Below are 24,631 nucleotides of genomic sequence, written 5' to 3' on the forward strand. Positions count from 1 at the left end.
GCACCAGTCGTCCGTGGCCCTCTCGTGCAACCTCGCGAGGAGTCCGCGGGGCCGGAGGGCGGTGGCCTCACGGGGCGCCGCCGGTGTGGGTTAACATGAGGGGCAGTCATCACGGCGTCGATCCGGCCATCACCGGGGAGCCTCCGGAAGAACGGGACCGGTGGTCCTCAGTAGAACCGGACGGGTAAGCCCGTCACAGCAGTCGACGAGCGGCGGCCCGTGTCCCGGCAGGGAGGCGGACCGCAAGCGAGGTGGTACCGCGTTGCGCCCCGGGCGAAGCGTCCTTGCACCCTGACCCGCACGAGCAGCACCGACGTCAGAACGAGGATGGACCCCGTGTCAGACCAGCCCGTCTACCCCAAGGCCAGCACCGACCCCGAGGCCCGCGGCGTCCCCGCCGCGCCGGCGTTCCCGGCCGTCGAGGAGCGCGTCCTCGCCTACTGGGCGCAGGACCACACGTTCCAGGCCAGCGTCGACCAGCGCGATCCGGGCGAGAACGGCTCGAACGAGTTCGTCTTCTACGACGGCCCGCCCTTCGCCAACGGCCTGCCGCACTACGGGCACCTGCTCACCGGCTACGCCAAGGACCTCGTCGCCCGGTACCAGACCCAGCAGGGCCGGCGCGTGGAGCGCCGCTTCGGCTGGGACACCCACGGCCTGCCCGCCGAGCTCGAGGCGATGCAGCAGCTCGGGATGGCCGACAAGCAGGAGATCGAGCGGATGGGCGTCGCGGCGTTCAACGACGCCTGCCGGTCCTCCGTCATGAAGTACGCCTCCGAGTGGCAGGACTACGTCACCCGCCAGGCCCGCTGGGTCGACTTCGACAACGACTACAAGACCCTCAACCCGGAGTACATGGAGTCGGTGATCGCCGCGTTCAAGGCGCTCGACGACAAGGGCCTGGTCTACTCGGGCTACCGCGTCCTGCCCTACTGCTGGAAGGACGAGACGCCGCTGTCCAACCACGAGCTGCGGATGGACGACGACGTCTACAAGGACCGCCAGGACCAGACCGTCACCGTCACCTTCCCCGTGCTCGACGACGCCTCGTGGGCCGTCCGGCCCGAGCTGGCCGCCGAGCTCGCGGGAGTGGAGGCCCTCGCCTGGACGACCACCCCGTGGACGCTGCCGACCAACCAGGCGATCGCCGTGGGCCCCGGGATCGTCTACGCCGTGGTCCCCGGGGCCGGCGAGCTCGCGGGCCGGCGATTCATGGTCGCCGAGGAGCTGCTGGGCGCCCATGCCAAGGACCTGGGCTACGGCGACGCCGAGGACCCCGCGGCCGCAGCGGCGGCCGCGGTGACCGCCCGTCACCCCGGCGCGGACCTGGAGGGTCTGCGCTACGAGCGGCTGTGGGACTACTTCGCCGACGACGAGCGCTTCGGCACGGGCACCTCCTGGCAGTTCGTCGTGGCGGACTACGTCACCACGACCGACGGCACCGGCCTGGTGCACCAGGCGCCCGCCTACGGCGAGGACGACCAGAACGTGTGCGCCGCCTACGGCATCCCGGTGGTGCTCTCGCTCGACGAGTCCGGGGTGTTCTACCGGCTCTTCGCCGACGAGGGGCTGGCCGAGGGCGCGCCCCTGGCCGGGATCGCCGGGCTGAACGTCTTCGACAAGGACGTGGCCCGCACGGTGGTCCGGGACCTCAAGGAGCGGGGCAAGCTGGTCCGCCAGGCCACGTACGAGCACCCGTACCCGCACTGCTGGCGCTGCCGGACCCCGCTCATCTACCGGGCGGTGTCCTCGTGGTTCGTGGAGGTCACCCGGATCAAGGACCGCATGGTCGAGCTCAACCAGCAGATCAACTGGATCCCGGAGAACGTGAAGGACGGCCAGTTCGGCAAGTGGCTGGAGAACGCCCGGGACTGGTCGATCTCCCGCAACCGCTACTGGGGCTCGCCGATCCCGGTCTGGGAGTCCGACGACCCCGAGCACCCGCGCCGCGACGTCTACGGCTCCCTCGCGGAGCTGGAGGCCGACTTCGGCCGGCTGCCCCGCAACGACCGCGGCGAGGTGGACCTGCACCGGCCGTGGATCGACGAGCTGACCCGCCCGAACCCCGACGACCCCACCGGACGCTCCACGATGCGGCGGGTGCCCGAGGTGCTCGACGTGTGGTTCGACTCCGGGTCGATGCCCTACGCCCAGGTGCACTACCCCATGGAGAACCGGGAGTGGTTCGAGACCCACAACCCCGGGGACTTCATCGTGGAGTACATCGGCCAGACCCGCGGCTGGTTCTACACCCTCCACATCCTGGCCACCGCGCTCTTCGACCGGCCCGCGTTCCGCAACGTCATCAGCCACGGCATCGTGCTCGGCTCGGACGGGCACAAGATGTCCAAGTCCCTGCGCAACTACCCTGACGTCAACGAGGTCCTGGACCGGGACGGCGCCGACGCCATGCGGTGGTTCCTGATGTCCAGCCCCATCCTGCGCGGCGGGAACCTCATCGTCACGGAGCAGGGGATCCGCGACGGCGTGCGGCAGATGCTGCTGCCGCTGTGGAACGTCTACCACTTCTTCGGGCTGTACACGAACGCCGCGAACGGCGGGGCCGGCCACGAGGCGCGCGCCCGCCACGAGACGAGCCACGTCATGGACCGCTTCGTGCTGGCGGCCACCGGCCGCCTGGTCACCGACGTCAAGGAGGCGTTCGACCGCTACGACGTCTCGGGCGCGGCCGAGCACCTGCGCGCCTACATGGACACCCTCACGAACTGGTACGTGCGCCGTTCCCGGGACCGGTTCTTCGCGGAGGACACCGACGCCTTCGACGTCCTGTACACCTGCCTGGAGACCGTCTGCCGGGCCGCGGCCCCGCTGCTGCCCCTGGTCACGGAGGAGATCTGGCGAGGGCTGACGGGCGAGCGCTCGGTGCACCTGACCGACTGGCCGGACGCCTCCCGGTTCCCCGCAGAGGCCGGGCTCGTGGCCCGGATGGAGACCACCCGGACCATCTGCTCCAACGGGTCGGCCCTGCGCAAGGCCCACAAGCTGCGGGTGCGCCAGCCGCTGGCCGGGATGACCGTGGTCGTCCCCGGCGGCGCCGAGCTGGCGGGCACGTTCGAGCAGATCATCGCGGACGAGCTCAACCTCAAGTCCGTGACCCTGCTGGACGCCGCAGAGGCCTCCGCGGAGGAGTTCGGCATCTCCCAGCAGCTGAGGGTCAACGCCCGCGCCGCCGGCCCGCGCCTGGGCAAGGGGGTGCAGGCGGTGATCAGGGCCGCGAAGTCCGGGGACTGGAGCACGGCCGAGGACGGCACCGTCACGGCCGGCGGCGTCCGGCTCCTGGAGGGGGAGTACGAGCTCGAGACCGTCGTGGCGGAGGACGCCGCGGCCGGCTCGCGGGGCGTGACCGTCCTGCCCGGCGGCGGGTTCCTGGTCCTCGACACCGAGCTCACGCCCGAGCTCGAGGCCGAAGGGGCGGCCCGCGACATGGTCCGGGCGGTCCAGCAGGCCCGCAAGGACGCCGCTCTGGACGTCTCCGACCGGATCCGCACGGTCGTCACCGCCGACGAGCGGACCGTGGCGGCCGTCGAGGCCAACCGAGCCCTGGTGGCCGGGGAGACCCTGACCGCCGAGCTCGAGCTGCGCGTGGGGGAGCCCTCGGTGACCGTGACCGTCGTTCCCGCGACGAGCGGCGCCGCGACCGAGGCGGGCACGGGGACGCGTTCCGGGGAGGTCCGGGCGTGAGCGGGAACGGGGACGCCCGGACCGTCGAAGAGGTCTACGCCCGGCTGCTCGACAGGGCGCCGGAGAACCGGATGGCGCCCCGCCTGCACGCGGTGCGGCGGGCCGTGGAGGTGCTCGGGGAGCCGCAGCACGCCGCCCCCGTGATCCACCTGACCGGCACCAACGGCAAGACCTCGACCGCCCGGATGATCGAGTCGCTGCTGCTGGCCCACGACCTGCGGGTGGGCCGCTACACGAGCCCGCACCTGGTCCGGGTCACGGAGCGGATCAGCGTGGACGGCGCGCCCGTGGACGACGAGACGTTCGTGCGGGTCTACGACGAGATCGCCCCGTACCTCGACATCGTCGACGCCGAGCTGGCCGGACGGGGGGAGCAGCGGCTGACCTACTTCGAGACGGTCACCGCGCTCGCCTTCGCCGTGTTCGCGGACGCGCCGGTCGACGTCGTCGTGCTCGAGGTGGGGATCGGAGGGTCCTGGGACGCCACGAACGTGGCCGACGCGGTGGTCTCGGTGGTCACCCCGATCGACCTGGACCACACCGACATGCTGGGCGACACCCTCGAGGAGATCGCCCGCGAGAAGGCCGGGATCCTCAAGCCGGGCGGTTTCCTGGTCTCCTCCCCGCAGGACCCGGAGGCGGCCGAGGTGCTGCTCGGGCGGGCCCGGGAGCTGGGCATCCCGTTCCGCTTCGGCGGCGTCGAGTTCGGCGTCGAGTCCCGGGCCACGGCCGTGGGCGGGCAGGTGGTCGCCATCCAGGGGCTGGCCGGGCGCTACCCCGACGTGCTGCTGCCGCTCTTCGGCGCCCACCAGGCACAGAACGCCGCGACGGCCGTCGCCGCCGTCGAGGCGTTCCTGGGCGGCGGGGAGAAGGAGCTGAACCCGGAGCTGGTGCGCGCGGGGCTGGGCGCGGTCGAGTCCCCGGGCCGGCTGGAGCTGGCCCGCACGGCCCCGCCCGTGCTCCTGGACGCCGCGCACAACCCGCACGGGCTGCGTGCGGCGGCCACCGCGATCAAGGAGGCCTTCACGATCGGAAAGCTCAACCTGGTCGTGGGGGTGCTCCGGGAGAAGGACGCCGAGGCGATGCTGCGTGCTCTGCTCGACGAGTACGAGGAGTTCTCCACCGAGTTCTGGTTCACGCGCTCGACCTCGCCCCGTGCGGTCGAACCGGAGGAGCTCGTCGAGCTCGCCGTGGACCTGGGCTTCCCGGAGGACGTGGTCCACGCCGTGGGCCAGCTCGACGACGCGGTCGCCGCGGCCGTCCAGGACGCCGCCGCCCGCCCCGAGTTCGACGGCGCCGTGCTCGTGACCGGCTCCGTGACCGTGGTCGGGGAGGCCCGGACCCTCCTGGGCCTGTGACGGCGCCCGGGCACGGCTCCCGCGGGCGGACCCCCCGACCCGGAGCCGGGCACGGCCCCGCCCACGGTGCACCGCACGACCTGGTGCACGACCTGACGCACGACCTGACGCACGACCCGACGCACGACCCGACGCACGACCTGGACGAGAGGAACCCTTCCCCGTGGCACGCACGACCAAGGCCCAGCGCGAGCGGCGCCCGGGACAGCCCCGCCCGCGGCGCTCGATCCGCACCCTCTTCGCGTCCTCCGTGCTGGTCATGGAGGCGTTCATCGCGTTCTTCGCGGCCCTCACGGCCTACGGCGTCCTGGGCCGGGGGCTCGACGACGGCGCCCGCACCGCGATCCTGGCCGGAGGGACCGTGCTGGCGCTCATCCTGCTCCTCGCCCCGGCCGTGCTGCGCCGGCCCTGGGGCTGGTCCCTGGGGTGGGTGCTGCAGGTGCTGTTCGTGGCCACGGGCATCGTGCTGCCGGCCATGTACTTCGTCGGCGCCCTGTGCCTCCTCGCCTGGTGGTACGCCGTGCGCACCGGGGGCAGGCTGGACCGGGAGAACGCGGCCCGGGACGCCGCCCAGGCGCGGTGGGAGCGGGAGCACCCGGACGGATAGGCTGGTCTCCGACCCCTGACCCGCACCTCGGAAGGATTCCCATGACCACGGAACGCACCCTCGTCCTCGTCAAGCCCGACGGCGTGGCCCGCGGCCTCACCGGCCAGGTCCTCGCCCGGATCGAGGCGAAGGGGTACCGGCTCGTCGAGCTGCGCCTGCTCCACGCCGAGCGGGCCCAGCTCGAGCAGCACTACGCGGAGCACCAGGGCAAGCCGTTCTTCGAGCCGCTCCTGGAGTTCATGCTCAGCGGCCCGCTGGTCGCGGCCGTCGTCGAGGGCGACCGCGTGATCGAGGGGTTCCGGTCACTGGCCGGGGCGACCGAGCCGACCACGGCGGCACCGGGCACCATCCGGGGCGACCTCGGCCGCGACTGGGGCCTGGCGGTGCAGCAGAACCTCGTGCACGGCTCCGACTCCCCGGAGTCCGCCGAGTGCGAGATCGGCATCTGGTTCGGCTGACCACGGCGGACCCCCGCCGGAGCCGGCCCGGACCGTGAACGGCCGGGAGCATCGTCCCGGCACGTCCGGCACGGTCAGGGGCGCGTCCTCCGCGGAGGACGCGCCCCTGACACGTGGTTCGGTCGCTGCGACGGCCGACCGGGCGGACCACCGCGGAAGAAGGTCCGGCCTCGATGATCAGGCCGGGAAGATCAGGCCGGGAAGATCACCCCGGCGAAACGGATGAGCACGGTCCCGAAGATCACCACCAGCAGCGCCGCTGTCACGAACCAGACCCACGGCTGCGCGCCGCGGCGCAGCGCCTCCGGCGCCGGGATCACCCCGGTGTGCAGGTTGTGGGCCGTGGTGTGGGCGAACAGGACGGTCTGGACGATCCACACGAGCATGCAGTACAGGCACAGGGCGTTGATGTCGAAGGTGGTCTGCCACCACAGCCACAGCACGAAGAACCAGCCCAGGGACACGCCGGCCTGCAGGACCCACCAGTACCAGCGGGCGAAGCGCGCCCCGGCGAGGACCGCCAGAGCGACGGCGGCCATGACCGCGTAGGCGACGATGCCGATGAACGGATTGGGGAAGCCGAAGGCCTCGGCCTCCGGTGTGCGCATCACGGTGCCGCAGGACAGCCACGTCGCGAAGTCGCAGCTGGTCTTGTGCCCCGTGTCCAGGAAGAGCTGGACCCGTTCGTAGACCAGAACGGCGGCGCCGGCGAAGCCCAGCACGGCGCTGACGAGGGCCACGAGCCCCCAGCGCCGGTGCGTGCGGGCGTCGTCGTGGCCCAGGTCGGTGGAGTCGTCGAGGACGGTCGGAGTCGGAGTCACACGCCGATCCTACTGGGACGGCTCCGTCCGTCCGGGCGCCCCGACGTGGGCCGCGGTCCGGGCGGCGGGACGGCCAATCCGGGACGGAGCCGGACGACTGTGAGATACTGGCCACGGTCGAGCCCGTCCGTACACGGGACCTCGGCCCAGTCGGACTTCGACCCCCGGTCGGCAGGACCCGCGGCTCTCATCGGATTGAGCGCGTCCGCCGTCGGCCCAAGACCGTTGCCCAGGGCAACGGCTCGGAGCACCGGACTGGCTCGTGGCCGTCCCCGCCCGTTCGCGTGGCGTGCGGGACGCGGCGAGCACGCACAGGACTTCTGGCCGCCGCGTGGACCCCACCGGCGACACGCCGACCAAGCCGCCGCGGGGACCGGGTACGGACGGCGTACCGCGGCAGGAGCACAAGCCGTATATGGATGCCGAACAGGTGAACCAGGACGGGGCGCAGGACGCCCTGGACGCTGGTCAGCAGAACACATCGACCGCGACCCCGGAGCAGGCCCCCGCGGAGGGAACAGCGCAGGAGACCGCCGTTCCGGCGGGCGAGCCGGACGAAGCCGGCGACGACCGGGCGCCGGAGGGGCAGCAGGCGGGCGAGACCCCCGCTCGGTCGGTGCCCTCCGATCCTTCCGTGGTGTCGGAGGCCGTCGGGCCGTCCGTGGCTCCGGAAGCCGCCGAGCTCCCCGAGGACCCCGTGCCGACGGAGGATCCCGAGCCCGAGGTGCCCGCGGAGGGTCCCGGGTCCGACGAGACCACCGGGCACTCCCGGACCCCCGACGGGCCCGAGGCGGCTGGCTCCCCCCAGGGTCTCGACGGGCCCGAGGCGGCTGGCTCCCCCGAAGGTCCCGACGGGCCCGGGACCCCCGGAGCCTCCGCCTCGGGCGACATCTCGGGGACGGACACTCTGGACGTGGCCCCGGGATCGGCGGTGCCCGGGGACGAGACCCCCGGGGCGGTGGCCGCGGAGGCCACGCCGCCGCACCACCCCGCGCCCGGCACTCCCGGGGGAGAGGACGCCGCAGAGGGCGTCGAACCCGCCGGCGAGGACGAGGACCGCGGCCCGGAGACGGCCGCCGGCCCCGAGGCACCGGCCGCCGGCGAACCGACCACGGGCGGGCACCCCCACGAGGGGTCCGCGCAGAGCGGGCCCGAGCACGACGTCCCGGCCGACGCGCCGCAGGGGAGCGCCCAGGTCGACGCGCCGCAGGGAAGCGCGCAGGTCGATGCTCCGCGGGAGACCCGGGGCGTCCCGCAGGGCGAGGCGGGAGACGACGGTGCGGACGAGGAGGAGCCCCTCTCGGCCCTGTCCTCGGCGGTCACCGCGACGTCCATCATGTTCCACGCCCCGGACCTCGACCAGCTGCGGGAGGCGGCCCAGCAGCGCGCCGCGCGCCGCAAGGAGGCCCGGCGCCGCCAGCAGGAGGAGAACGCCTCGGCGGAGGACCAGGCCGAGGGCGTCGACGAGGAGACCGCGGAGGCCACCGACGAGGGCGCGGGCCGCGAGTCGGGCGGCGGCGTCACCAGCCGGCGCCGCCGGCGCAGGCGCCGCGGTGACACCGACATGGAGCTCGTGGGCGGCAGCGACGACGACCCGCCCAACACGGTGACCCGTGTCCGCGCCCCGCGGGGCGCGGACACCGCCACCGTCGACGAGGTCGTCGCCGTCAAGGGCTCGACCCGCCTCGAGGCGAAGAAGCAGCGCCGGCGCGAGTCCCGTCAGACGGGCCGCCGCCGCCAGGTCATCACCGAGGCCGAGTTCCTCGCCCGCCGCGAGTCCGTGGAGCGGCAGATGCTCGTGCGCCAGACCGAGAACAGGATCCAGATCGGCGTCCTCGAGGACGGCGTGCTGGCCGAGCACTTCGTCTCGCACACGCAGCAGGACTCCCTGATCGGCAACGTCTACGTCGGCAAGGTGCAGAACGTGCTGCCGTCCATGGAGGCGGCGTTCGTCGACATCGGACGCGGCCGCAACGCCGTGCTCTACGCCGGAGAGGTCAACTGGGACGCCTCCCGGGTCGAGGGGGGCCCCCGCCGGATCGAGAACGCGCTCAAGTCCGGGGACTCCGTCCTCGTGCAGGTCACCAAGGACCCGGTGGGGCACAAGGGCGCCCGGCTCACGAGCCAGATCTCCCTCCCGGGCCGCTACCTCGTCTACGTGCCGGGCGGGTCCATGACCGGGATCTCCCGGAAGCTGCCCGACGTCGAGCGCGCCCGGCTGAAGAAGATCCTCAAGGACCGGTTGCCGGACGGTGCGGGCGTGATCGTGCGCACGGCCGCGGAGGGAGCCTCCGAGCAGGAGCTCACCCACGACATCAACCGGCTGCGCGCGCAGTGGGAGCAGATCCAGGAACGGTCCGGGTCCACGAAGACCCTGGCGCCGGAGATGCTCTACGCCGAGCCGGACCTGACGATCAAGACCGTCCGGGACGTCTTCAACGAGGACTTCACCACCATGGTGGTCCAGGGCGACGAGGCCTGGGACAACATCGAGGCCTACGTCACCTACGTCGCCCCGGACCTGCTCGACCGCCTCAGGAAGTGGGAGGAGGACGAGGACCTGTTCGTCAGCTACCGGGTGGAGGAGCAGATCCAGAAGGCCCTCGACCGAAAGGTCTTCCTGCCCTCGGGCGGCTCGCTGGTCATCGACCGCACCGAGGCCATGACGGTCGTCGACGTCAACACCGGCAAGTTCACGGGCTCCGGCGGCAACCTCGAGGAGACGGTCACCAAGAACAACCTCGAGGCGGCCGAGGAGATCGTGCGGCAGCTGCGCCTGCGGGACATCGGCGGCATCATCGTCATCGACTTCATCGACATGGTGCTCGAGTCCAACCGCGACCTCGTGCTGCGCCGCCTCGTGGAGTGCCTGGGCCGGGACCGGACCAAGCACCAGGTCGCGGAGGTGACCTCGCTCGGGCTGGTCCAGATGACCCGCAAGCGGATGGGCACCGGCCTGCTCGAGGTCTTCTCCGAGCCCTGCGAGCACTGCGCCGGGCGCGGCGTCGTGGTCCACGACCACCCGCTCGAGGGCCGGGGCGGCGGTGGCGGCGGGGAGACCCGCGAGCAGCGGCAGAACCGCACCGAGCGCAAGCGCGGCCGCCGCGGCGGGCAGGCGGAGCAGGCGCCCGCCCGGCACGAGTCGCCGGCTCGCGAGCCCGACCCGGCCGAGAGGGCGAAGGCAGAGGCCGCTCGCACCGCGTTCGCGACGATCGCTGCCGCGACGCACCACGAGCCGCAGGCCGAGGAGGCCCGTCCGCAGGCCGAGGAGGCCCCCGCCGCCGAGGCGCGGCCCGAGGGGGCCGGGCGGTCGAGGAAGAAGCGGCGCGGCAAGCGCAGCCGCAACCGGGGCCAGAACGTCGAGGCCACGGCGGTCGAGGGCGCGGCGGTCGAGGGCGCGGCGCCGGACCAGCAGCGGCGACAGGAGCCGGCCGAGGAGCGGGCCCGGGCCGGTGAGGACAGCGGCGAACCGGCGGCCGAGGGCTCCCGCCTGACCATCAAGGGCGAGGTCATCGAGCTCCCGCAGGGCCAGGCCGAGGAGACCGAGGTGGCTCCCCGGCTGAGCCTGGACTCGCTCGCCCAGGCCTTCGGGCAACCGGGAGCGCACGCCGAACCCGCCGAGGAGACGGAGGGCGCGCGGCCGGCGGGGGCCGAGGAGACCGCCGGGCACGGCGCGGTCCAGCCGGCCCCGGCGGCCCAGCCGACCCCTGTGGCCCAGCAGGCCGAGCCGTCCCCGCCGGCCGAGCCGGCGCGTGCGCGGCGGCGCTCGCGCCGGGCGTCGGCCCCGGCCGGCACCGCCGGGCAGGCGGAGGTGACCGCAGGCCGGGCGGCAGCGGCCGAGGGCGCCCGCCACGAGGCGGGTCCCGCGGCGCGGCGCCCGGAGGACGCCCCGGAGCGCTCGGCGCCGACCGTGGTCGGCGTGGGCGTCAAGGCCGCCGACCTCACGAGCGGTCGGCCCACCGGCCAGGGCTGAGCGGCCCCCGCGCGCGAGAACGGAGGACCCCGGCCACCCGGCCGGGGTCCTCCGTCGTCTCCGTCCGTCATGCGGACCACCGGTCTGCCGGTGCGCTCGGGCGGCGCGTAGCGTTGGACGTACCACACGCGTGCAGGCCGAAGGTCCCGGCCGCCGGGCCGGACGAGGCCTCCCGTCCACAGGGGGCACCACCATGACCAGTGCAGAGACCGTCATCGCCGCCGGCACCGAGCTCTTCCGCGACAGGGACCCCTCGGCCGTGGACCGGTGGTGGGCGGAGGACTTCCGGCAGCACTCACCGCTCGCGCCGGACGGGCGCGAGGGCCTGCGCGACCTCGTCCAGCACCTGCCCGAGGATTTCCGCGTGGAGATCGTCCGCGTGCTGGACGACCGGGACCTGGTCGCGGTCCACGCCGTCTACGAGGGCCTCGGTCCCGGACCCGTCGTCGGCTTCGACGTGTTCAGGGTGGCCGGCGGGCGGATCGCGGAGCACTGGGACGTCATGGCACCGTTGCGCCACGGCCCCCGCGGCACCCGTCCCCAGGTCGACGGGCCCGTGGAGGTCACGGACCGCGAGCGCACGCGCGACAACAAGACGCTCGCCGCCGAGTGGGTCGAGACCGCCCTCATCGGCCACGAGCCCGGGATGGTCCAGGACCACGTGGCCTTCGACGGCGTCGAGGACCACGCCGCGGGCGGCGATCGCTGCCTCTACCGTCGGCTCCACCGGGTCGTCGGCGAGGGCAACTTCGTGCTGACCGTGTGCGAGGGCGTCGCGGCGAGCGACCGCGGCCGGACCGTGGCCTGCTACGACCTCTGGCGCCTGGAGGACGGACGGATCGCGGAGCACTGGGCGGTCGTCCAGCCGGAGCCGGAGGAGATGGCCCACGGCAACGGCATGCTGTGACCCTGCGCCCGGCTCCGCCGGACCGCTAGACTGACAGGACCTGTGACACGGGGTGCCGCCCGATCGGCTGAGAACACACCCGTTGAACCTGATCTAGTCAGCACTAGCGAAGGGATGTCGCTCTTGCGCGATGCCGCACCTCCGTCCGCCCACCGCCCGGAGCCCGCCGCCGAGGCCCGGCCGGACCCGGCGCTCGCCCGGGACGCCGCCGCGGCCCTGGCCGAGCTTCGCGCCGCGGCGCCCCTGGTCCAGTGCATCACCAACGCCGTGGTCACCAACTTCACGGCCAACGTCCTGCTCGCCGTGGGCGCGTCCCCCGCCATGACCGACATCCAGGGCGAGGGCGGGGTCTTCGCGCAGATCGCCGACGGCCTGCTGGTCAACACGGGCACCCCCACCGCCGAGCAGCGCGGTGCCGCGTACGAGGCCGTCGCCGCGCGCGAGCGCGCCGGACGCCCCTGGGTCCTGGACCCCGTGGCCGTGGGCGTGCTCCCGGTCCGGACCGCGCTGGCCCGGGACCTTCTCGCGTTCCGGCCCGCGGTCGTGCGGGGCAACGCCTCCGAGGTCATCGGCCTGGCCGGCGGTACCGGGGGACGCGGCACGGACGCGACCCACGGGGTGGACGCCGCCCGGGAGGCCGCCGCCGAGCTGTCCGCCGCCACGGGCTGCGCGGTGGCCGTCTCCGGGCCGGTGGACCTCGTGCGCGCCCCGGACGGCACCGTGGTGCGCGTCCCGCACGGCACACCCCTGCTGACGCGCGTGACGGGCGGCGGCTGCGCCCTGGGCGCCCTGATGGCGGCGTTCACCGCCGTGCGCGAGGACCCGGCCGCCGCCGCGGTGGCCGCCAGCACCGTCTACGCGCTCGCGGCCGAGGACGCCGCGGCGAAGTCCGCCGGTCCGGGCTCCTTCGCCGTGGCCCTCCTGGACCGGCTGCACGGAATCACCCCGGAGCAGGTCGCCGCCCGCGCCGGGCTCGTGCGCGAGGACGGTGCCCGGTGAGCCCCCGTCTCGACCCCGCCGCCCTCCTCCTGCACCTCGTGACCGACTCCGCGCTCAGCGCACCCCGGACGGTCCCCGAGGTCGTGGCGGCCGCCGTGGCAGGGGGCGCCACGATGGTCCAGGTGCGGGAGAAGGACGCCCCCGCACGCGAGCTCGTGGCCCTTCTCGTGGCCGTCGCCGAGCGCGTGGGGCGCCTGGTCCCGGTGCTCGTGGACGACCGCGTGGACGTCTACCTCGCCGCCCGCGCGGCCGGCGCCCCCGTGGCGGGGGTGCACGTGGGCCAGACGGACCTGCCGGCCGGGCTGGCGCGCGAGGTCTGCGGACCCGGCGCCGTGCTGGGCCTCAGCGCCGCCACGGCCGAGGAGCTCGACGCCGCGGCGGCGCTGCCGCCGGGCACCGTCGACTACCTCGGAGTCGGCGCCGTGCACGCGACGCGCACCAAGCCCGACCACCCGCCCGCGCTGGGGGTGGCGGGCTTCGCCGCCGCCGCGTCCCGGGCCGCTCTGCCCTGCCTGGCGATCGGCGGGGTCCGGGTGGAAGACGCCCCCGCCCTGCGCGCCGTCGGCGCGGCGGGTCTCGCCGTCGTCTCCGGGATCTGCGCCGACCCCGACCCCGCGGCCGCCGCCGCCCGATACGTCCGTGCGTTCGGACGCCCCCTCCCGGAAGGAGCCCTCTCATGAGTGCCCGTGTCCCCCGAGTCCTCGCCGTGGCCGGCACCGACCCGACCGGCGGAGCCGGCCAGCACGCCGACCTGAAGTCGATCGCCGCGATGGGCGGCTACGGCATGAGTGCCGTGACGGCCGTCGTCGTCCAGAACACCGTGGGCGTGCGGTCCATCCACGTCCCGCCGGTGGAGTTCCTCACCGCCCAGCTCGAGGCGGTCTCCGACGACGTGCAGATCGACGCCGTGAAGATCGGGATGCTCGGCTCCGTGCCCGTCATCGAGACGGTGACCCGCTGGCTCGAGGCGCACCGTCCGCCGGTCGTCGTGCTGGACCCCGTCATGGTCGCGACCACGGGCGGGCGCCTGCTCGAGCCCGAGGCCGAGGACGCCCTGCGCGGGATGCTCGGCCTCGCCGACCTCATCACTCCCAACCTGCTCGAACTCGCCGTCCTGGCCGGGCGCGGCACGGCGTCGTCGTGGGAGGAGGCCCTGGCCCAGGGCCACGACGTGGCGCGGGCGCACGGGACGCTCGTGCTCGTCAAGGGCGGGCACCTCACCGGGGACCGGACGCCGGACGCCCTCGTGGGCCCGCACGCCCCGGAGCCCCTCGTGGCCTTCGACGGCCCCCGCGTGCCCACGGACAACTCGCACGGCACCGGCTGCTCCCTGTCCTCCGCCCTGGCGACCCTCCAGGCGCGGCACGGGGACTGGGCGCGCAGCCTCGGGATCGCCCGGGACTGGCTGCGCGGGGCGCTCGAGCACTCGGGGGAGCTGGCCGTGGGGCACGGCAGCGGTCCGGTGCACCACTTCCACCACGTCCAGGACGCCCTCGAGTCGTGGGGCACGGGGCCGGCCCGGTTCAGCGACGAGCTGTGGGAGGCCTCGGCGGCCGTGCGGCGCGAGATCGAGGAGCTCGAGTTCGTCCGCCACCTCGGCGACGGCCGGCTCGACGCCGAGCGGTTCCTCGCCTACCTCGACCAGGACCTGCAGTACCTGGACGGCTACAGCCGGGCGCTGGCGATCCTCGCGGCCAAGGCCCCCGACGAGGAGCAGCGGCTGTTCTTCGCGGCGGGCGCGCTGGCCTGCACCGAGACGGAGGCCCAGCTGCACCGGGCCCGGCTCCAGCACGCGGACCCGGCCCCCGAGGGGACCGGTCCGGTCCGCGGCACGCCGGGGGAGGTGACCCGCCGCTACACGACGTTCCTGCTCGCGGCCACGGCGGCGGAGCCGTACCCGGTGGGCCTGGCCGCGGTCCTGCCGTGCTACTGGGTGTACGCCGAGGTCGGCCGGCACCTGCTGGCGGCGGCCGCGGACGGGGAGGACCACCCCTACGCCGACTGGCTCGCCACCTACGCCGACGAGGGGTTCCAGGAAGCCACCCGCACCGCCCGGCGCCTCCTCGACGACGCCGCCCGGCACGCCGGACCGGCGCTCCTGGAGCGGATGCGGGAGGTCTTCCTGGAGGCCTGCGCACTGGAGCGCGACTTCTTCGCCGCGCCGGGCCCGGCGGGTCGGTTGGCGGGCATTGACGCGATCGAGTAGTCTTGATCTTCGGTGCCCTGCCGGTGCGCGCGTGTAAAACTCGACACCCCACCTGGCGGCACATGCGGGTGCAGTTCCTGAATTGCGGCGAACCTGCGCTGACTACGGCTCCGTCCCACGGCCCGGTCACCGACAGCTCGTCTCAACGTCGTTGGTCCTGACAGGTATGCGCTCGACCCACACTGTTTACACATGACGTCGAGAGAAGTGAGTTCCCAAGTGGTGTACGCGATTGTCCGCGCTGGCGGCCGCCAGGAAAAGGTTTCCGTCGGAGACCTCGTTACCCTTGACCGCGTCGCCGGCGGAGCAGGCAGCACCATCGAGCTCCCTGCGCTGCTCCTGGTCGACGGGGACAAGGTCACCTCGGATGCCAAGACCCTGGCCAACGTCACGGTCACGGCCGAGATCGTCGAGAACCTCCGGGGTCCGAAGATCTCCATCCAGAAGTTCAAGAACAAGACCGGCTACAAGAAGCGCCAGGGCTTCCGGGCCGAGCTGACCACCGTCAAGGTGACCGGGATCGACGCCTGACCGGCGCGGTTCCCCTCCAGACTCCAGATCCCGGACGTCAGTCCTGACACGAAGGTAGGCACACCTCATGGCACACAAGAAGGGCGCGAGCTCCACCCGGAACGGTCGCGACTCCAACGCGCAGTACCTCGGCGTGAAGCGTTTCGGCGGCCAGACCGTCAACGCCGGCGAGATCCTCGTCCGTCAGCGCGGCACGCACTTCCACCCCGGCCTCAACGTCGGCCGCGGTGGCGACGACACCCTGTTCGCCCTCGCGGCCGGGCAGGTCGAGTTCGGCACCCGCCGGGGCCGCAAGGTCGTCAACATCCAGGCTGCCGCCGAGTAGTCGTCAGGGCCGGCACCGCCGGCCCCGGTGCGGGCCAGAGCCCGCGCCACCCATGTCTGATCTGTAGAGGGTGGGTGCGTCCAGCGCCCGCCCTCTACAGTTTTAATGTGGCCCGTGCGCGGGCCCGCCCGTCCACGACCAGAGGAGTTCCCCGTGGCCAGTTTCGTCGACCGCGTCGTCCTGCACGTCTCCGGCGGCGCCGGGGGGCACGGCTGCGTGTCCGTGCGCCGCGAGAAGTTCAAGCCTCTCGGCGGGCCGGACGGGGGCAACGGCGGCGACGGCGGCAACGTGCTCCTGCGCGTGGACGGCCAGACCACCACCCTGCTCAACTACCACCACGCCCCGCACCGCTCCGCGCCCAACGGCGGGCCCGGCAAGGGCGACCTCCGCCACGGCCACAACGGCGAGGACCTGGTCCTGTCGGTGCCCGACGGCACCGTGGTGAAGGACCAGGACGGCACCGTCCTGGCGGACCTGGTGGGGGAGGGCGCCGAGTTCGTGGCGGCCCCCGGCGGGCAGGGCGGGCTCGGCAACGCGGCGCTGGCCTCCGTCAAGCGCAAGGCCCCCGGCTTCGCGCTGCTGGGCACCCCCGGCGTCTCGCGCGACGTGGTCCTGGAGCTGAAGTCCATCGCGGACGTCGCCCTGGTGGGCTACCCGTCCGCGGGCAAGTCCAGCCTCATCGCCGCGATCAGCGCGGCCCGCCCGAAGATCGCCGACTACCCGTTCACGACCCTGGTGCCGAACCTCGGCGTGGTCCAGGCCGGGGACGTCCGCTACACCGTGGCCGACGTCCCCGGGCTGATCCCCGGCGCCTCCGAGGGGCGGGGCCTGGGCCTGGAGTTCCTGCGCCACGTGGAGCGGTGCGCCGCGCTCGTGCACGTGCTGGACTGCGCGACGCTCGAGCCCGGCCGGGACCCGGTCTCGGACCTGGAGACCATCGAGGCCGAGCTGGCGAACTACGCCGTGGACGGCGCCCTCGGCGGCGGTGACGCCGTGCCCCTCAACGACCGGCCGCGGCTCGTGGCGCTCAACAAGGTCGACGTGCCCGAGGCCCGGGAGCTCGCCGAGTTCGTCCGGCCCGAGCTGGAGTCCCGCGGCTACCGCGTCTTCGAGGTCTCCACGGCCTCCCACGAGGGGCTCCGCCCGCTGACCTTCGCCATGGGCGAGGTCGTGGTGCAGGCCCGAGAGCAGCGCCCGGCCGCCACGGCCGCGCCCCGGGTCGTGCTGCGGCCCAAGGGGGTGCGCGGCCCGGAGTTCACGATCACCCGCGAGGAGCGCAACCTGGAGCCCCTCTGGCACGTGCACGGCGACAAGCCCGCCCGGTGGATCCAGCAGACGGACTTCAACAACGAGGAGGCCGTGGGCTACCTCGCCGACCGGCTCGCGAAGCTCGGCGTCGAGACCGAGCTGTTCAAGCAGGGGGCGCGACCCGGCGACGCGGTGCTCATCGGCCCCGAGGACGACGGCGTCGTGTTCGACTGGGAGCCGACCATGGTCGGCGGCGCCGAGCTGCTGGCCGGGCCCCGCGGCACCGACCTCCGGTTCGCGGACATCGACCGGCCCACCCGTGAGCAGAAGCGCCAGGACTACCAGGAGCGCATGGACGCCAAGGCGGCCGCCCGCGCGGAGCTCGAGGCCGAGCGCGCCGCCGGTGTGTGGACGGAGTCGGTCGACGCCCGCAGCGACCGCGGCACCGGGGACCGGCCCGACCCGGCCTGACCCCGCCCCGCCCGCAGCCACCAGCAGGAACCCACCTCACCGGAACCCACCCGACCGGACCGACCCACTTACGACGCCCACCTACGACGCCCACCCACGGAACCAGGGAGACGCACAGGATGAACGAGCAGCCGAAGCAGATCGACGTCGACGAGCTGGAGGGACTCGCGGAGAAGTCCGCGATCCAGCTGAGCAGCGAGAACCGGGGCAAGAACCGGCGCAGCCCCGTCGAGCGCCGCGAGGACATCCCGCGCGCCCATCGGGTGGTCGTCAAGGTCGGCTCGTCGTCGCTGACCTCGATCGAGAACTCCATCGACGAGCAGGCCGTGCGCTCGATCGTGGACGCCCTCGGCGAGGAGAAGGCCCGCGGCGTCGAGCTGGTCTTCGTGTCCTCCGGCGCCATCACCGCGGGGCTCGCTCCGCTGGGCCTGTCCCGTCGGCCCAAGAACCTCGCCGGCCGCCAGGCCGCCGCGGCCGTGGGCCAGGGGCTGCTCATGGGCCGCTACATCGAGTCCTTCGCCCGCTACGGCGTGACCGTGGGACAGGTCCTCGTGACGGCGGAGGACCTCATGCGCCGGCACCACTACAAGAACACGCACCGGCAGATCGAGCGCCTGCTGGACTTCGGGGTGCTGCCGATCGTCAACGAGAACGACGCCGTGGCCACGCAGGAGATCAAGTTCGGTGACAACGACCGGATCGCGGCCCTGATCGCCCACCTCATCAAGGCCGACGTGCTGCTGCTGCTCTCCGACGTCGACGCCCTCTACACGAAGCACCCCAAGGAGGGCGGGGAGCGGATCCCCGTGGTCAACGACCCCATCAAGGACCTCGAGGGCGTGCAGATCGGCTCCGTGGGCTCCGCCGGCGTGGGCTCCGGCGGAATGGTCACGAAGGTCCAGGCCGCCCGCATCGCCGCGGCCTCGGGCATCCCCGCGCTGGTGACCTCCGCCACGAACATCCGTCAGGCCCTGGCCGGGGAGGACGTCGGCACGTGGTTCGCCACCTCCGGCGGACGCCGCAACGTGCGGCTGCTGTGGCTGGCCCACCTCGCGGACATCAAGGGCTCCCTCACCCTGGACAAGGGCGCGGTGGCCGCGATCCGCGACCGCAACTCGCTCCTCGCCGCGGGTGTCACCGGCGTGTCCGGGAACTTCGAGGCGGGGGACCCGGTCTCCCTGCGGGATCCGGAGGGCAAGGAGATCGCCCACGGGCTCTCGAACTACTCCGCCGAGGAGATCCCGCCCATGCTCGGCAAGTCCACCTCCGTGCTGGCCGAGGAGCTCGGCGACGACTACAGCAGGGAGCTCGTGCACGTGAACAACCTCGTGGTCCTGCGCCCGCGCGGCGCACGGACTAAACTGAAGAAATGACTTCCGCCGCAAAGGAAACCATGACCACCGACGAAGGAACCACCACGACCGGCAAGGCGGTCGTGTCCGACACCAGTGTCATCGCCACTTTCGGGGAGGATCCGGTCCAGGGCGTCTCGGCGATGGCCGACGACGCCCGTGCCGCCGCGCGCGTGCTGGCGCGGGCCAACCGGGCCTGGAAGGACCGCGCCCTGCTGGCGATCGCGGACCGGATCGAGCGCAAGAAGGACGTCGTGCTCGCCGCCAACGGCAAGGACCTCGAGCGCGGCCGCGTCAAGGGCACCTCCGAGGCCCTGCTGGACCGGCTGAAGCTCGACGCCACCCGGATCACCGGGCTGGCCGACAGCCTGCGCGACCTGGCCGGGCTGCCCGACCCCGTGGGCGGCTTCGTCCGCGGCAGCACCCTCCCCAACGGCCTGCGCATGCGCCAGGTGCGAGTGCCCATGGGCGTGGTCGGCGCCATCTACGAGGCCCGGCCGAACGTGACCGTGGACATCGCCGGCATCGCCCTGAAGTCCGGCAACGCCGTGATGCTGCGCGGCGGCTCGGCCGCGGAGGAGAGCAACCGGGCGCTCGTGGGGATCATCCGCGACTCCCTGGCCGACGTGAAGCTGCCCGTGGACTGCGTCCAGAGCATCGACGAGTACGGCCGGGACGGGGCGAACGCCCTGATGGCCGCACGCGGGAAGGTCGACGTGCTCATCCCGCGCGGGGGCCACGGCCTGATCCAGTCCGTCGTGCAGAACGCCAAGGTCCCGGTCATCGAGACCGGTGAGGGCAACGTCCACCTGTTCGTCGACCACTCCGCGTCGAAGGACATGGCCGTGAACGTCGTGGTGAACGCCAAGACCCACCGCACGAGCACGTGCAACACCACGGAGACCCTGCTCCTGCACAGCGGCTTCCCGCACGGGGGTGCGGTGCTGTCCGCGCTGCACCGGGCCGGTGTCACCCTGCACGTGGACGAGCGGGCCGAGGACATGCTCCCGGCCGGCAGCAGGCACGTGCGCGCCACCGAGGAGGACTGGGGCACCGAGTACCTGTCCATGGACCTGGCCGTCAAGGTCGTCGACTCGATCGACGAGGCGCTCGAGCACATCGACCGCTGGTCCAGCCGCCACACCGAGGCGATCATCACCAACGACCTCGCCGACGCCGAACGGTTCATCGCGGAGATCGACGCCGCCGCGGTCATGGTCAACGCCTCGACCCGGTTCACGGACGGGGCCCAGCTGGGCCTGGGGGCCGAGGTCGGCATCTCCACGCAGAAGATGCACGCCCGCGGGCCGATGGGCCTCGAGGAGCTCACGACCACGAAGTGGATCGTCCAGGGCGACGGGCACGTGCGCGCCTGAGCCCCGCACGCGGCGGGCCCGGCGCGGATTCAGTACGATGAGTACCGCCCGGGCCCGTCGGCGGCGCGGGCCGCCCACCGACCACCTGCCGTCCCGGCGGCGCCAGAAGGGAACCCCATGCTCCAGCAGACCGTCACCACCGTTCTCGCCGCCGTCGAGGGCGGCCACGCCGCCGCCGAGGCGGGCATCCCGCCCGAGGTGTGGGGCGGGGGCGTGTTCGCCGTGCTGATCGGTCTGATGATCGTGACCTTCTCCTACGCCAACCGGGGACTCAGCCCCGAGGTCGGCGAGCACGAGGACCCGGCGGAGCTGCCGGCCGACGAGCGGGCGCTCCTGAACGACTACGACGCCAAGCGCCACGGCTGAGCCGGAGGCCATCTCGTCGTGACGACCGCTTCGCAGGACGCCGCAGCCCCTTCCCGGGAGCTCCCCGCGACGGGGACGGCCATTCCGCCCCGGACGCCGGGCCGGATCCGGCTGGGCGTCATGGGCGGCACGTTCGACCCGATCCACCACGGCCACCTCGTGGCGGCCTCCGAGGTCGCCGGCGAGTTCGACCTGGACGAGGTCGTCTTCGTCCCCACCGGCCACCCCTGGCAGAAGGCCGAGACGGCGGTCAGCCCGGCCGAGCACCGGTACCTCATGACGGTCATCGCCACGGCGTCCAACCCGCGGTTCACCGTCAGCCGGGTGGACATCGAGCGCGAGGGCCCCACCTTCACGGTGGACACCCTGCGGGACCTCAAGCGGCTGCGCCCGGAGGCCGATCTCTTCTTCATCACCGGGGCCGACGTCATGGCGGAGATCCTCACGTGGAAGGGTGCCGGGGAGCTGTGGCAGCTCGCGCACTTCGTGGGCGTCACCCGTCCGGGTCACCACCTCGAGGCCCCCGTGGGGTCCCGCGGGGTGAACCTGCTGGAGGTGCCCGCCATGGCGATCTCCTCCACGGACTGCCGGGCCCGCGTGGCCCAGCACCAGCCGGTCTGGTACCTCGTGCCCGACGGCGTGGTGCAGTACATCAACAAGTACGGCCTCTACCTCGGACCGGACGAGACTCCCGCCCCGGACCACGTCGGCCCACCGCGCTCCACCACCGTGGAGGCGAGCTGATGGCGGCGGAGGACGACGTGCGCGACGACGCCGCGGCGCCGGGCCCGTCCGGGCCCGCCCCCATCATCGACCTCGGGGGCGACGCCGTGCCGGTGCGCCCCGTGAAGCCGCTCGGGCCCCGGCGGATGGCCCGGCTCCAGCGGGAGCTGGCCGAGCGCTCCCGGGAGCTCGAGGAGCTGGGCGGGCAGCCCGCGGGGCCGGAGCTGCTCGAGAAGCAGCGACGCTTCGCCGAGCTGGCGGCCCAGGCCGCGGCCGGCCAGGCCGCCACCGACCGGACCACGGGGGACCGGGCCACCGACCACCGGGCGGCCGGCGGCACGGACGGACCATGGACCCCGCCCGCCGGCCCCGCGGCCCCGGGCGCCGGCATCTCGGGCACCGCACCGTCGGACACCGCGCCCCCGGACATGGCGACGGCGGAGCAGGACACTCCGGATCCCGAACCCGTGGTCCTGGCGCCGGGGCCGTCCGAGCGGATCACCGTGGTCTTCCCGGACACCGGCGAACCGGACGGTGGGCAGAGCCACGTGCACGACCCCGTGCACGTGGACCCGGCCCTGTTCAGCAACCGGCTCTCCCCGGAGGAGCTCTCGGCCCTCACGCACATCGAGATCCTCAGCCCGGCCGGTCCGGCGCAGCAGGAGCCGCCCTCCGACGCCGCGGCGGGACGTCCGGACGAGGAGGCTCCGCCGCCGTACGCGGGCCCGGAGGAGGAGCCGGCGGCTCCGGCCCCGCCCGTACCGGCGACCCGGGCCGGCGGCCTCGAACTCCTCGACCCCGGGGAGTACCGGTCGGGGAGACGGGGCCCTGTCCTCGTCCTGGCCGTCGTGCTCGCCGCCGCCCTGATCGTGCTGCTCGTGCTCTTCGTGCTCTGAGCCCGCCGCGGCTCGACCGTTCTCCACCCGACCGCTCCACCCACCCTCCGCTCGGACCGGCACAGCCGGCCCGCCGGGAAAGGACCCTCTTTGACTGCCAACGAACACTCCGTCTCCATCCTCCGCATCGCGGCCGCCGCGGCCGACGCCAAGCAGGCCCACGACATCGTCGCCCTCGACGTCAGCGAGGCCATCGGCATCACCGACGCCTTCCTCGTGGCGTCGGCCTCCAACGAGCGGCTGGTGAACGCCGTCGTCGACGAGATCGAGGAGAAGCTGATCGAGCAGCTCGGCCTCCGGCCCATCCGCCGGGAGGGCCGGTCCGAGGGCCGGTGGGTCCTGCTGGACTACGGCGACGTGGTCATCCACGTCCAGCACGACGAGGACCGGGCGTTCTACGCCCTGGAGCGGCTGTGGCGCGACAGCCCCGTCGTCGACCTCGGGCTGCACTCCGGAACCGGGGCCCAGGCGGCCGCCCGCGACGATTTGCCTTGATCCGGAGTGGCTGTCTAGTATGAATGCGTTGCCCAGGAGGGCACAGGATCAACCGGAAAAGGGTGACCGAGAGGGAAGCCGCGGGTTGTGATAGTGTTCCGGGGGTAACGACCTGGGGCTGTGGCGCAGCTGGTAGCGCATTTGCATGGCATGCAAAGGGTCAGGGGTTCGAGTCCCCTCAGCTCCACCAGGACGGAAGAGCCCGTCCCGCATCGCGCGGGACGGGCTCTTCCGCGTTCCCGGCCCGACCGCTCCCGTTCCCGCGCCCACGCCCGGCACCGTGGAAGGTGCTCCTGACGCTCGAGCAAGTGCGTTCCGGGGGCGTCCGAGCGCTGCCGAACGGCAGCGCCGTCCGTGTCTGCGAGAACCCGACGGTCGTCGAGGAGGAGGCCGTGGCGGAGCTGCCGGCGCGGGACCTGCTGGCGGCCACGCCGAGGCCTTCCACTCGTTGACGTGTCATGTTAGCGTCGTGCCCACCGGCGGCGGGATCGTGACGCGGATCACCGTGCATCGCGTGCCACCGGACCCCCGAGGCCCGGGGCGGGCATCTGCACGCGAGATCCGTGACGGGCACCCTCGACGGAAGAGGTCATGATGGCAGGCAACAGAGCGGTCGCGTACAAGGGTCCCGGCAAGGTCGAGATCATCGACACGGACTACCCCGAGTTCGAGCTCAAGGACGCCCCGGGCATCAACGAGGCCAACATCGGCCGGAAGGTCCCGCACGGGGTCATCCTCCGGACGGTCAGCACGAACATCTGCGGATCCGACCAGCACATGGTGCGCGGGCGCACCACCGCGCCGACGGACCTGGTCCTCGGCCACGAGATCACGGGCGAGGTCGTGGAGTGCGGCCCCGACGTCGAGTTCATCCAGGCCGGGGACATCGTCTCCGTGCCGTTCAACATCTCCTGCGGGCGCTGCCGCAACTGCAAGGAGCGCAAGACCGGCATCTGCCTCAACGTCAACCCGGACCGCCCCGGCTCCGCCTACGGCTACGTGGACATGGGCGGCTGGGTCGGCGGGCAGGCCGAGTACGTGCTCGTGCCCTACGCGGACTGGAACCTGCTGAAGTTCCCGGACCGGGACCAGGCCCTCGAGAAGATCATGGACCTCACCATGCTCTCCGACATCCTGCCCACCGGGTACCACGGCGCGGTCACGGCCGGGGTGGGCGTGGGCTCCACGGTCTACGTCGCCGGCGCGGGGCCCGTGGGGCTCGCGGCGGCCGCGTCCGCGCACCTGCTCGGGGCCGCCGTGGTCATCGTGGGCGACATGAACGAGCAGCGCCTGGCCCAGGCCCGCAGCTTCGGCTGCGAGACCGTGGACGTCTCCCTGGGCTCGCCCGCCGAGCAGATCGAGCAGATCCTCGGCGTGCCGGAGGTGGACTGCGGCGTCGACGCCGTGGGCTTCGAGGCGCGCGGCCACGGCAAGGACGCCTCGCACGAGGCCCCGGCGACCGTCCTGAACTCTCTGATGGACATCACGGCCGCCGGCGGGGCCCTGGGGATCCCGGGGCTCTACGTGACGGGAGACCCCGGGGCGGTCGACGAGGCCGCGAAGCAGGGCTCCCTGTCGATCAGCCTCGGCACCGGGTGGGCGAAGTCCCTGTCCTTCACGACGGGGCAGTGCCCGGTGATGAAGTACAACCGGCAGCTGATGATGGCGATCCTGCACGACAGGATCCGGATCGCGGAGGCCGTCAACGCCCAGGCCATCCCCCTGGAGGACGCGCCGAAGGGCTACGCCGAGTTCGACGCCGGGGCCGCGACCAAGTACGTGCTCGACCCCAACGGCTACCTCAGGAGCTGACCCCA

At 73.3% G+C, this 24,631-nt stretch carries 20 protein-coding genes, 1 tRNA gene and 1 riboswitch; of the genes, 20 read left to right on the plus strand and 1 reads right to left on the minus strand.

Features of this window, described 5'->3' with window-relative positions; genetic code table 11:
- Window positions 1–336 precede the first annotated feature (336 nt).
- From ileS to ndk, 4 genes are all read left to right on the plus strand, one after another.
- Window positions 337–3,702 carry an isoleucine--tRNA ligase gene (gene ileS / locus ACH9EU_RS13830; protein ID WP_396414497.1) on the plus strand — a complete coding sequence of 1,122 codons (3,366 nt, stop codon included), beginning with the start codon at window positions 337–339 and terminating at the stop codon, window positions 3,700–3,702.
- Entirely contained in the window at window positions 3,699–5,060 is a 1,362-nt protein-coding gene (locus tag ACH9EU_RS13835; RefSeq protein WP_396414498.1) for a glutamate ligase domain-containing protein, read from the plus strand. The genes ileS and ACH9EU_RS13835 overlap by 4 nt, the downstream gene beginning before the upstream one ends.
- Before the next feature lie 163 nt (window positions 5,061–5,223).
- Window positions 5,224–5,667: a DUF4233 domain-containing protein gene (locus tag ACH9EU_RS13840; RefSeq protein ID WP_396414499.1), complete on the plus strand. Its 444-nt coding sequence runs from the start codon at window positions 5,224–5,226 to the stop codon at window positions 5,665–5,667.
- Window positions 5,668–5,708: 41 nt separating this feature from the next.
- Window positions 5,709–6,125 carry a nucleoside-diphosphate kinase gene (ndk, locus tag ACH9EU_RS13845; protein WP_396414500.1) on the plus strand — a complete coding sequence of 139 codons (417 nt, stop codon included), beginning with the start codon at window positions 5,709–5,711 and terminating at the stop codon, window positions 6,123–6,125.
- Window positions 6,126–6,316: 191 nt separating this feature from the next.
- Here the strand turns inward: ndk and ACH9EU_RS13850 are convergent, their stop codons facing one another.
- On the minus strand, window positions 6,317–6,946 hold the full coding sequence (locus tag ACH9EU_RS13850; RefSeq protein WP_396414501.1) for a vitamin K epoxide reductase family protein: 630 nt from the start codon (window positions 6,944–6,946) through the stop codon (window positions 6,317–6,319).
- A gap of 415 nt (window positions 6,947–7,361) precedes the next feature.
- On the opposite strand from ACH9EU_RS13850, the gene ACH9EU_RS13855 reads away from it, so the two are divergent.
- The 16 genes from ACH9EU_RS13855 (at window position 7,362) to fdhA (ending at window position 24,626) form a co-directional block, all read left to right on the plus strand.
- On the plus strand, window positions 7,362–10,919 hold the full coding sequence (locus ACH9EU_RS13855) for an Rne/Rng family ribonuclease (RefSeq protein ID WP_396414502.1): 3,558 nt from the start codon (window positions 7,362–7,364) through the stop codon (window positions 10,917–10,919).
- Window positions 10,920–11,112: 193 nt separating this feature from the next.
- Complete coding sequence (locus ACH9EU_RS13860) at window positions 11,113–11,826, plus strand: nuclear transport factor 2 family protein (protein WP_396414503.1); 714 nt, start codon at window positions 11,113–11,115, stop codon at window positions 11,824–11,826.
- A 38-nt stretch (window positions 11,827–11,864) separates the two neighbouring features.
- Window positions 11,865–11,958, plus strand: a riboswitch (TPP riboswitch).
- Entirely contained in the window at window positions 11,950–12,825 is an 876-nt protein-coding gene (gene thiM, locus ACH9EU_RS13865; RefSeq protein ID WP_396414504.1) for a hydroxyethylthiazole kinase, read from the plus strand. It overlaps the preceding riboswitch by 9 nt.
- The gene (thiE, locus tag ACH9EU_RS13870; protein ID WP_396414505.1) at window positions 12,822–13,505 is read left to right on the plus strand and encodes a thiamine phosphate synthase; all 684 of its coding nucleotides are present in this window, start codon (window positions 12,822–12,824) and stop codon (window positions 13,503–13,505) included. Before thiM ends, thiE begins: the two co-directional genes overlap by 4 nt.
- Window positions 13,502–15,031 carry a bifunctional hydroxymethylpyrimidine kinase/phosphomethylpyrimidine kinase gene (locus ACH9EU_RS13875; protein WP_396414506.1) on the plus strand — a complete coding sequence of 510 codons (1,530 nt, stop codon included), beginning with the start codon at window positions 13,502–13,504 and terminating at the stop codon, window positions 15,029–15,031. Before thiE ends, ACH9EU_RS13875 begins: the two co-directional genes overlap by 4 nt.
- 219 nt (window positions 15,032–15,250) lie before the next feature.
- The gene (gene rplU, locus ACH9EU_RS13880; RefSeq protein ID WP_396414514.1) at window positions 15,251–15,562 is read left to right on the plus strand and encodes a 50S ribosomal protein L21; all 312 of its coding nucleotides are present in this window, start codon (window positions 15,251–15,253) and stop codon (window positions 15,560–15,562) included.
- A 67-nt stretch (window positions 15,563–15,629) separates the two neighbouring features.
- Window positions 15,630–15,887 (plus strand): 50S ribosomal protein L27, encoded by a 258-nt coding sequence (gene rpmA, locus ACH9EU_RS13885; RefSeq protein ID WP_017834601.1) that lies wholly within the window; start codon window positions 15,630–15,632, stop codon window positions 15,885–15,887.
- A gap of 153 nt (window positions 15,888–16,040) precedes the next feature.
- The gene (gene obgE, locus ACH9EU_RS13890; RefSeq protein ID WP_396414507.1) at window positions 16,041–17,606 is read left to right on the plus strand and encodes a GTPase ObgE; all 1,566 of its coding nucleotides are present in this window, start codon (window positions 16,041–16,043) and stop codon (window positions 17,604–17,606) included.
- Between the two features lie 119 nt (window positions 17,607–17,725).
- Window positions 17,726–18,979, plus strand: coding sequence for a glutamate 5-kinase (gene proB, locus ACH9EU_RS13895; RefSeq protein ID WP_396414508.1), 1,254 nt, complete (start codon window positions 17,726–17,728; stop codon window positions 18,977–18,979).
- Window positions 18,980–18,999: 20 nt separating this feature from the next.
- Complete coding sequence (locus tag ACH9EU_RS13900; protein ID WP_396414515.1) at window positions 19,000–20,334, plus strand: glutamate-5-semialdehyde dehydrogenase; 1,335 nt, start codon at window positions 19,000–19,002, stop codon at window positions 20,332–20,334.
- Between the two features lie 117 nt (window positions 20,335–20,451).
- Window positions 20,452–20,700: a hypothetical protein gene (locus ACH9EU_RS13905; protein ID WP_396414509.1), complete on the plus strand. Its 249-nt coding sequence runs from the start codon at window positions 20,452–20,454 to the stop codon at window positions 20,698–20,700.
- An 18-nt stretch (window positions 20,701–20,718) separates the two neighbouring features.
- Window positions 20,719–21,444, plus strand: a complete 726-nt coding sequence (nadD, locus tag ACH9EU_RS13910; protein ID WP_396414510.1) for a nicotinate-nucleotide adenylyltransferase — start codon at window positions 20,719–20,721, stop codon at window positions 21,442–21,444.
- Entirely contained in the window at window positions 21,444–22,319 is an 876-nt protein-coding gene (locus tag ACH9EU_RS13915) for a hypothetical protein (protein ID WP_396414511.1), read from the plus strand. The genes nadD and ACH9EU_RS13915 overlap by 1 nt, the downstream gene beginning before the upstream one ends.
- Before the next feature lie 90 nt (window positions 22,320–22,409).
- The gene (gene rsfS / locus ACH9EU_RS13920) at window positions 22,410–22,814 is read left to right on the plus strand and encodes a ribosome silencing factor (RefSeq protein WP_396414512.1); all 405 of its coding nucleotides are present in this window, start codon (window positions 22,410–22,412) and stop codon (window positions 22,812–22,814) included.
- A 114-nt stretch (window positions 22,815–22,928) separates the two neighbouring features.
- A tRNA-Ala gene (locus tag ACH9EU_RS13925) sits at window positions 22,929–23,004 on the plus strand.
- A 404-nt stretch (window positions 23,005–23,408) separates the two neighbouring features.
- The gene (gene fdhA, locus ACH9EU_RS13930; RefSeq protein ID WP_396414513.1) at window positions 23,409–24,626 is read left to right on the plus strand and encodes a formaldehyde dehydrogenase, glutathione-independent; all 1,218 of its coding nucleotides are present in this window, start codon (window positions 23,409–23,411) and stop codon (window positions 24,624–24,626) included.
- Window positions 24,627–24,631 lie beyond the last annotated feature (5 nt).

Origin of the sequence: Kocuria rhizosphaerae, from assembly GCF_044462265.1 — a bacterium.
GTDB lineage: Bacteria > Actinomycetota > Actinomycetes > Actinomycetales > Micrococcaceae > Kocuria > Kocuria rhizosphaerae.

Coding starts and splice junctions, on each gene's coding strand:
- ndk (WP_396414500.1), top strand. CDS start 5,709: ATGACCACGGAACGCACCCTCGTCCTCGTCAAGCCCGACGGCGTGGCC.
- ACH9EU_RS13855 (WP_396414502.1), top strand. CDS start 7,362: ATGGATGCCGAACAGGTGAACCAGGACGGGGCGCAGGACGCCCTGGAC.
- ACH9EU_RS13860 (WP_396414503.1), top strand. CDS start 11,113: ATGACCAGTGCAGAGACCGTCATCGCCGCCGGCACCGAGCTCTTCCGC.
- ACH9EU_RS13875 (WP_396414506.1), top strand. CDS start 13,502: ATGAGTGCCCGTGTCCCCCGAGTCCTCGCCGTGGCCGGCACCGACCCG.
- rpmA (WP_017834601.1), top strand. CDS start 15,630: ATGGCACACAAGAAGGGCGCGAGCTCCACCCGGAACGGTCGCGACTCC.
- proB (WP_396414508.1), top strand. CDS start 17,726: ATGAACGAGCAGCCGAAGCAGATCGACGTCGACGAGCTGGAGGGACTC.
- ACH9EU_RS13900 (WP_396414515.1), top strand. CDS start 19,000: ATGACCACCGACGAAGGAACCACCACGACCGGCAAGGCGGTCGTGTCC.
- ACH9EU_RS13905 (WP_396414509.1), top strand. CDS start 20,452: ATGCTCCAGCAGACCGTCACCACCGTTCTCGCCGCCGTCGAGGGCGGC.
- ACH9EU_RS13915 (WP_396414511.1), top strand. CDS start 21,444: ATGGCGGCGGAGGACGACGTGCGCGACGACGCCGCGGCGCCGGGCCCG.
- fdhA (WP_396414513.1), top strand. CDS start 23,409: ATGGCAGGCAACAGAGCGGTCGCGTACAAGGGTCCCGGCAAGGTCGAG.